Origin of the sequence: Streptomyces sp. NPDC058773 (assembly GCF_042746015.1) — a bacterium.
GTDB lineage: Bacteria > Actinomycetota > Actinomycetes > Streptomycetales > Streptomycetaceae > Streptomyces.
The window spans coordinates 127,141-133,970 of the sequence record NZ_JBHYPE010000019.1 but is presented as its reverse complement, the minus strand read 5'-3'; the positions used below and the strand labels follow the sequence as shown (position 1 = coordinate 133,970).

At 74.1% G+C, this 6,830-nt stretch carries 7 protein-coding genes; 4 read left to right on the top strand and 3 right to left on the bottom strand.

Going from position 1 to position 6,830, the window contains the following annotated elements:
- The first annotated feature begins 187 nt into the window (after positions 1-187).
- Genes ACFW5B_RS18935 through ACFW5B_RS18925 form a run of 3 tightly spaced genes read left to right on the top strand, consistent with a single transcriptional unit; the run spans position 188 to position 2,552 of the window.
- On the top strand, positions 188-937 hold the full coding sequence (locus ACFW5B_RS18935) for an ABC transporter permease (protein WP_386440344.1): 750 nt from the start codon (positions 188-190) through the stop codon (positions 935-937).
- Entirely contained in the window at positions 934-1,608 is a 675-nt protein-coding gene (locus ACFW5B_RS18930) for an ABC transporter permease (protein WP_386440342.1), read from the top strand. Before ACFW5B_RS18935 ends, ACFW5B_RS18930 begins: the two co-directional genes overlap by 4 nt.
- On the top strand, positions 1,605-2,552 hold the full coding sequence (locus ACFW5B_RS18925) for an ABC transporter substrate-binding protein (RefSeq protein ID WP_386440339.1): 948 nt from the start codon (positions 1,605-1,607) through the stop codon (positions 2,550-2,552). Before ACFW5B_RS18930 ends, ACFW5B_RS18925 begins: the two co-directional genes overlap by 4 nt.
- An 85-nt stretch (positions 2,553-2,637) precedes the next feature.
- Here ACFW5B_RS18925 and ACFW5B_RS18920 read toward each other — a convergent pair whose 3' ends face one another.
- Positions 2,638-3,795, bottom strand: coding sequence for an ATP-binding cassette domain-containing protein (locus tag ACFW5B_RS18920; protein WP_386440336.1), 1,158 nt, complete (start codon positions 3,793-3,795; stop codon positions 2,638-2,640).
- A gap of 83 nt (positions 3,796-3,878) precedes the next feature.
- A complete protein-coding gene (locus ACFW5B_RS18915; RefSeq protein WP_386440333.1) occupies positions 3,879-4,592 on the bottom strand; it encodes a response regulator transcription factor in 714 nt (237 codons plus the stop codon).
- 238 nt (positions 4,593-4,830) lie between these two features.
- Here ACFW5B_RS18915 and ACFW5B_RS18910 point away from each other — a divergent pair, with 238 nt between their 5' ends.
- A complete protein-coding gene (locus ACFW5B_RS18910) occupies positions 4,831-5,772 on the top strand; it encodes an NADP-dependent oxidoreductase (protein WP_386440330.1) in 942 nt (313 codons plus the stop codon).
- Positions 5,773-5,779: 7 nt separating this feature from the next.
- On the opposite strand, the gene ACFW5B_RS18905 is transcribed toward ACFW5B_RS18910, so the two are convergent.
- Positions 5,780-6,778, bottom strand: coding sequence for a hypothetical protein (locus ACFW5B_RS18905; protein ID WP_386440327.1), 999 nt, complete (start codon positions 6,776-6,778; stop codon positions 5,780-5,782).
- Between the last annotated feature and the right edge of the window lie 52 nt (positions 6,779-6,830).

Here is a 6,830-nt window from a genome sequence, read left to right as displayed (position 1 = left end):
CAGTACACACTGTGTGTATACGTGGGGTGTGTACGCGAAGGATGCAGGCGGATGTGCGCGCGGGAGGGGGAGCGGGCGGCGGGGGCTGCGGGAGCGGGCGGACGGCGGGACCGCGGGGGCGTCCGCGGCCACCCCGATCGGACGCGTCCGGGGCGACACCCCGCCCCCGCCGCGATGGACTCGTACCGTGACCGCCCCGCCGCCGGACGACTGCCTGGCGCACAACGACTGGATCTGCGGCGACTACCTGAGCACCCGTCGGCAGATCCTGCTCGACGCGCTCGCCCAGCACCTCCAGCTGACGGTGCTCTCGGTGGGGCTCGGGCTGGTGATCGCGGTCCCGCTGGCGCTGCTGGCCCGCCGCCGACGCTGGACGGTCGGGCCGGTGCTCGGCATCACCACTGTCCTCTACACGATCCCGTCGCTGGCGATGTTCTCGCTGCTGCTGCCGGTCTACGGGCTGTCCGCCACCCTCGTGGTGGTCGGCCTCGCGCTGTACTCCCTCACCCTGCTGGTACGGAACATCCTGGCCGGGCTGGACGGGGTCCCCGCCGAGGCCAGGGAGGCCGCCCGGGGCATCGGGTACGGGCCGACGCGCCAACTGCTGACCGTCGAGCTGCCGCTGGCCCTCCCGGCGGCGATGGCCGGGCTGCGGATCGCCACGGTCTCGGCGGTCGCGCTCACCACCGTCGGCGCCATCGTCGGCTACGGCGGACTGGGCAACCTCATCTACGCCGGCATGAACACCTTCTTCAAGGCGCAGGTGCTCACCGCGTCCGTGCTCTGTGTGCTCATCGCGGTCGTCCTCGATCTGCTGCTGCTCGGCGTGGAACGGCTGCTGACCCCCTGGCGCCGGGCCGAGCGGCGGGCGCGGGGGCGGAGCCGGGCCGCCGCCGGGCCCAAGCGGCCGGCAGCGGTGCTCGGGCGGCGGACATGAGCACCGTCTCCGCGGTCTGGCGATGGCTGACCACCGCCGCCAACTGGTCCGGTGAGAACGGCGTCTGGCACCGCCTCGAACAGCACGTCGTGCTCACCTTCGCCTGCCTGGCCCTCAGCGCCCTGATTGCGCTGCCGGTCGCCCTGACCCTCGGCCACCTCGGCCGCGGCGGCGCGCCGGCCGTCAACCTCGCCAACGCCGGTCGTGCGGTGCCGACCTTCGCGGTCCTCGTTCTGCTGCTGCTCACCCCGATTGGACGGCACGGGCAGTGGCCGACGATCATCGCGCTCGTGTTGTTCGCGATCCCGCCGCTGCTGACGAACGCGTATGTCGGGATGCGTGAGGTGGACCGGAACGTGGTGCGGGCCGCACGGGGCATGGGGATGACCGGCACCCAGCTGGTGTGGCGGGTCGAGGTGCCGCTCGCCTCCCCGCTCATCCTGACCGGCGTCCGGATCGCCGCGGTCCAGCTGGTGGCCACCGCCACGCTCGCCGCGCTGGTGGGCGGCGGCGGACTCGGCCGGATCATCACCGCAGGGTTCAACCTGGCCAGTACCCCGCAGGTGGTCGCCGGGGCGGTGCTGGTCGCGGTGTTCGCGCTGCTGATGGAGGCCGTCTTCGAGCTGGCGCAGCGGTGGGCACCGGAGTGGGCGGGCGGACGGAGCCGATGAGGGCCGCCGTCGCGGCTGTCGTGGGCGCCGCCGTGCTCGGGCTCGCGGCCTGCGGCGGCGGCCCCTCCCTGGAGACCCGCTCCGCGATCACCGCCTCCCCCGGTGGCCGTGAACTGGTCATCGGCTCGGCCGGGTTCACCGAGAGCGAGCTGCTCGCCCAGATGTACGCGGCGCTGCTCGACCATGCCGGGTACCGGACCCGGGTGGTGACCGTCGGGAACCGGGAGCTGTACGAACCGGCGCTGGAGGCCGGGCAGATCGATGTCGTACCCGAGTACGCCGCCACCTTCGCGGACTGGCTCAACGCCAAGAACAAGGGCTCCAAGGCGCCCCCGGTGGCCTCGCCCGACATCGGTGCCACCATGGCCGCGGTGCGCCGGATCGCCGGCCCGCGCGGCCTGACCGTGCTCCCGGCCGGCCGGGCCGTCGACCAGAACGCCTTCGCGGTGCGCGCCTCCTACGCCCGCGAGCACGGCCTCACCACCCTCAGCGAGCTGGGCCGCGCCAAGCTCCCGGTGCGTCTCGCCGCGGGCGACGAGTGCGTCCAGCGGCCGTTCTGCGCGCCGGGGCTGAAGAAGCGCTACGGGATCAACGTCACCGCCCTTGACCCGAAGGGCGTCGGCACCACACCCGCCAAGCAGGCGGTGCAGAACGGGCAGGACCAGATGGTGCTGACGACCAGCACCGATGCCACCCTCGACCGGTTCGGCCTGGTGCTGCTGACCGACGACAAGAAGCTGCAGAACGCGGACTACGTCGTCCCCGTCGTCAACCGTGCCCGTGCGGGCGGCGAGGGGCCGGCCGCCGCGCTCAGCCGCCTCAACGAGGTGCTGACCACCGCCGACCTGGCGCAGCTCAATGAACAGGTGGACGGCTGGCGGCGGCTGCCGGCGGATGTGGCGCGCAACTACCTGAAATCCGAAGGGCTGTTGCCCCGGCACTGACCCGGGAGAGGGCGGGCGCGGCGTTTCACGTGAAACGCCCACCGTGGCTCCTCGCAGGCGTTTCACGTGAAACCGGTCGGCACCCTCACGCCGTGGGCACCGAGTCCACCTCGGCCCGTTCCCGCGACACCCCCTGCTCGCCCGAACCGATGGTGCGGCGCAGCGCCTCATGGAGCTTGGTCGGGGTGAGGACGCCCAGGAACCGAGGGCCGTCCAGTACCGCGATCCAGCCGGCGTCGTGTTGGAGCATCTCGCTGAACGCCGCTTTGAGGGTGCCGGTCACCGGCACCCAGGCCTCCATCCGGCGGGCATGACCGGCGACCGTGCCCTCCCCGCCCGCCAGCTCCTCCGTGCCCACCCAGCCGTGCAGTGCGCCCTCCTCATCGAGCACCACCGCCCAGCGGGCGCCCTCGGTCCGCAGCCGGGCCAGGGCGTCCGCGGCGGGTTCGCCGAGCCGGACGAACGGCGGGTGTTCGAGGTCACCGCGGTCGATACCCGTGACCGCGAGCTGCTTCAACGCCCGGTCGGTACCGACGAATTCGGCGACGTACGGGGTGGCGGGGGCGCCGAGGACACCGGCGGGGGTGTCGTACTGCTCGATCCGGCCGGCGCCGTAGACCGCGATCCGGTCGCCGAGCCGAATGGCCTCCTCGATGTCATGGGTGACCAGCAGCACCGTCTTGTGCAGTGTGGCCTGCAGCCGCAGGAACTCCTTCTGCAGCCGGTCCCGGACGACCGGGTCGACCGCGCCGAACGGCTCGTCCATCAACAGCACCGGCGGATCGGCGGCGAGCGCACGGGCCACCCCGACCCGCTGCCGCTGGCCGCCGGAGAGCTGCTCGGGGTAGCGCCGGCCGTGCACGGCCGGGTCCAGGCCGACCAGCTCCAGGAGTTCGGCGGCCCGCGCACGGGCCCTGGCCTTCTTCCAGCCGGTCAGCACGGCCACGGTCGCGGTGTTGTCGAGGACGGTGCGGTGCGGAAAGAGGCCGGTCTGCTGAATGACATAGCCGATCCCGCGGCGCAGGGTGACCGGGTCGACGCCGGCGATGTCCGCGCCGTCGACGCAGATCCGCCCGTGCGTGGGGTCGATGAGCCGGTTGACCATCATCATGGTCGTCGTCTTGCCGCAGCCGGACGGCCCGACCAGCGTCACCAACTCCCCCTTGCCGACCTCGAAGGAGAGGCCGTCGACGGCGGTGGTCCCGTCGGGGTAGCGCTTGGTGACGGACTCGAACCGGATCATTGCGCCATTGAATCCCGTGGCCCGCGGCCGGACCCGTCATGCGGGCAATCGGGTGGGCCCGGAGAGGGCGGAGCCGCGCCGCCTCAGACGGGCTCCCGCCGTGCGCCGGACTCCGCCTCGCCGCCCGCCCCCGGTCCGTCGGTCATCCGGTACCCGGCGTCCGGCACGGCCTCGATCACCGGCGGCTCACCGAGCTTGGCGCGCAGTGCGCCGAGGGTGACCCGGACGGCGTTGCCGCCGTAGCTGGTGTGCTCCTCCCACACCTCCTCGATCAGCTCGTCCCCGCTGACCACCGCGCCCTGTGCGCGCAGCAGCACTTCGAGCACCCCGAACTCCGTGCGGGACAGCGCCAGCGGCCGGCCGTCGCGGGCCGCCAGCCGGCGCGCGGTGTCGACGGTGACCCCGGCCCGCTCGATCAGCTGCGGCTCCGCGCGGCGGGCGGGCCGGCCCAGGGCCAGGACCCGGGCGACCAACTCCTCAGGCGCGACGGGCTTGGTCAGCCAGTCATCGGCGGCCGGACCCGGGTCGGCCGCCCGGTCGTCCGGGCCAAAGCCGCCGTCGGTGAGCAGCAGCACCCGGGTCGGCAGCCGCTCCTCCACCACGTACCGGCGGAGGACGCCGGAGTGCGGTGCGGGCAACTCGTGGTCCAGGACGAGCACGTCGTACGCGCAGACCCGCAGCCCGGCCAGCGCCGCGCGGCCGTCGTGGGCGATGTCCACCACGATCGCCGCCCGGCGCAGCTCCGCAGCGATCATGTCCGCGAGGCACTCCTCGTCCTCCACCACCAGAACGCGCATGGCGTCATATGTACCCGAGGCGGACCTTCCGGCGAGTGGAACTCCCTGCGCCGCGGCCCCCGGGCCGGGGAATTCACCAGGCTGGAGCCGAGCGGCGTCGCCGCGCCGGACAGCCGTGGCGTGCGGGCCGTACGAGTTGCTTCCGCCGCACCGCCTCTCCTCCTGCCGCCTCCCGCCCGGCCGGCGTGCTTACGATCCCCTTCGGCCACCGGTCGCAAGGGTGGAAGGGAGCGCCACGATGAGAGCCGTAGCAGTCAGCGCATTCGGTGCACAGCCGCAGCTCATGGACCTGCCGCAACCCGAACCAGGGCCCGGTGAGGTCCTGGTGCGGCTGTCCGCCGCCGGGCTCAACCCCGTCGACTGGAAGATCGCCGACGGGATGTTCGGCGATGCCGTGCCGGCCGTGTTCCCGCTCGTCCTGGGGTCGGACGGGGCGGGTGAGGTGCTCGCCATCGGGACCGGGGTGCGGCGGTTCACCATCGGCGACGCGGTGTTCGGCCAGTTCCAGCGGCCGGATCAGGGCGGCGGTTCGTACTGCGAACTCGCCGTCGCCGACGAGGACCGCATCGCGCACGCCGCCCGCAGCGTCACCTACGCCACCTCCGCGGCCCTGCCGACGGCCGGCATGACCGCGTACAACCTGGTCGAGGAGACCCGGATCGCCGAGGGCAGAACGGTGCTGGTCGTCGGCGCGACCGGCGGTGTCGGCACGTTCGTCACCCAGCTCGCGGCCGGCCGCGGCGCCGAGGTGATCGCCACTGCGCGCCCCGCGAAGGCGGAGCTGATGCGCACCCTGGGCGCCGCCGAGACCGTCGACCACACCGCGGGACCGCTCGCCGACCAGGTCCTCGCGCTCCATCCGGAGGGTGTCGATGTGCTGATCGACATGACCAGCGGTCCCGCGGAGTTCGCCGCGCTGACCCGGACCGTGCGCGACGGGGGCACCGCCGTCTCGCTGATCGGCTCGGCCGACGCGGACGAGCTCACCGAGCACAACCTCCGCGGCTTCAACTTCGTCAACCGCCCCTCCCCACAGCTGCTGGAGATCCTCGCCGGCCTCGCCGACGCGGGCCGGCTGACGGTCCTCGTGGGCCGGGAGGTCTCCCTGGAGGAGGCGCCGCAAGCCCTGGAGGCCAGCCGCACCGGCCGGGCACAGGGGAAGACGGTCCTGACGATCTGAGCGGCGGTCAGGAACCGGCGTCGGCGCGGGCGGCGCGCCGGCGCGTCCGCAGCGTCCGCAGGGCCGGCGGCCCCGCCGCGGCCAGCGCAGCGGTGAGCGCGCCCGCGCCGATGACCAGCCAGACCCCGGTGCGCAGCGGTCCGGTGAGGGCGTCGGCGTAGGCGCCCGCGGCCGGCCGGGACACCATGGCGGGCAGCGCGTCCAGGGTGCGGCTGCGGGCCAGCGCGAGCGCCCCGGCCAGCAGCCCGCCGGCCGCCGCACAGCTCAGCCCCGCCCAGATCAGCGCCCGCCGCCGGCGCCGCGCCAGCAGCAGCCCGCCGGTCAGACACAGCGCCGCGGCCGGCGGCAGCAGCAGCGCCCCGGTGCGGACGACCTTGTAGACGGCCCGGATGCGGGGCACGTCCGGGGCCTTCAGCAGGACGATCTCCACCCCGGCCCGCGGCACCCGCCGGACGATGTCGAGCCCCATGCCGTTGTGCGACACCTGACGCTTGACCCGTTCCACGACCGGGGTGAGATCCAGGGTGACCGCGGCGCGGCCGGACGCGGCCAGCCGGCCGTCCAGCCTCCGGTGGGCGGTCCGGTGCACCCCGTTCCACACCGCGGGGAATCCGCGTCCGGTGACGACCTGCCGCACCTGCTTGGCCACGAACTGGCGGATGCCGCGGGTGAAGTGCCGGCGCACCGCGGGACGCTCGGCGCGCGGCACCGCCTTCAGCAGCCCGTCGAGCCGGACGTGCGCCATCACGGCGTCCGTCACATCGTCGACGACCGCCTGCTGCACGGCGGCGTTCCCGGCCAGCGGCGCCACCGCCGCCACATAGCCGTCGGTCTCGGTCAGCTCGGCCCGGGCCCGGACCGCGGCCAGGCTCAACGGCAGCAGCAACGCCCCCACCAGCAGCAACACCCCGCCGGCCAGCGCCCGTCCGGGCCGTCGCGGCCGGTGCGGCGGCCGCTCCCCCTCCGCCACCCGCCCGTCCGGCAGCACGGGTGCGCTCGCTGACATCGCGTCCGGTCCTTCCTGCGCGGCGGGCGGGGGCGCGTCGCAGGGACCGGCC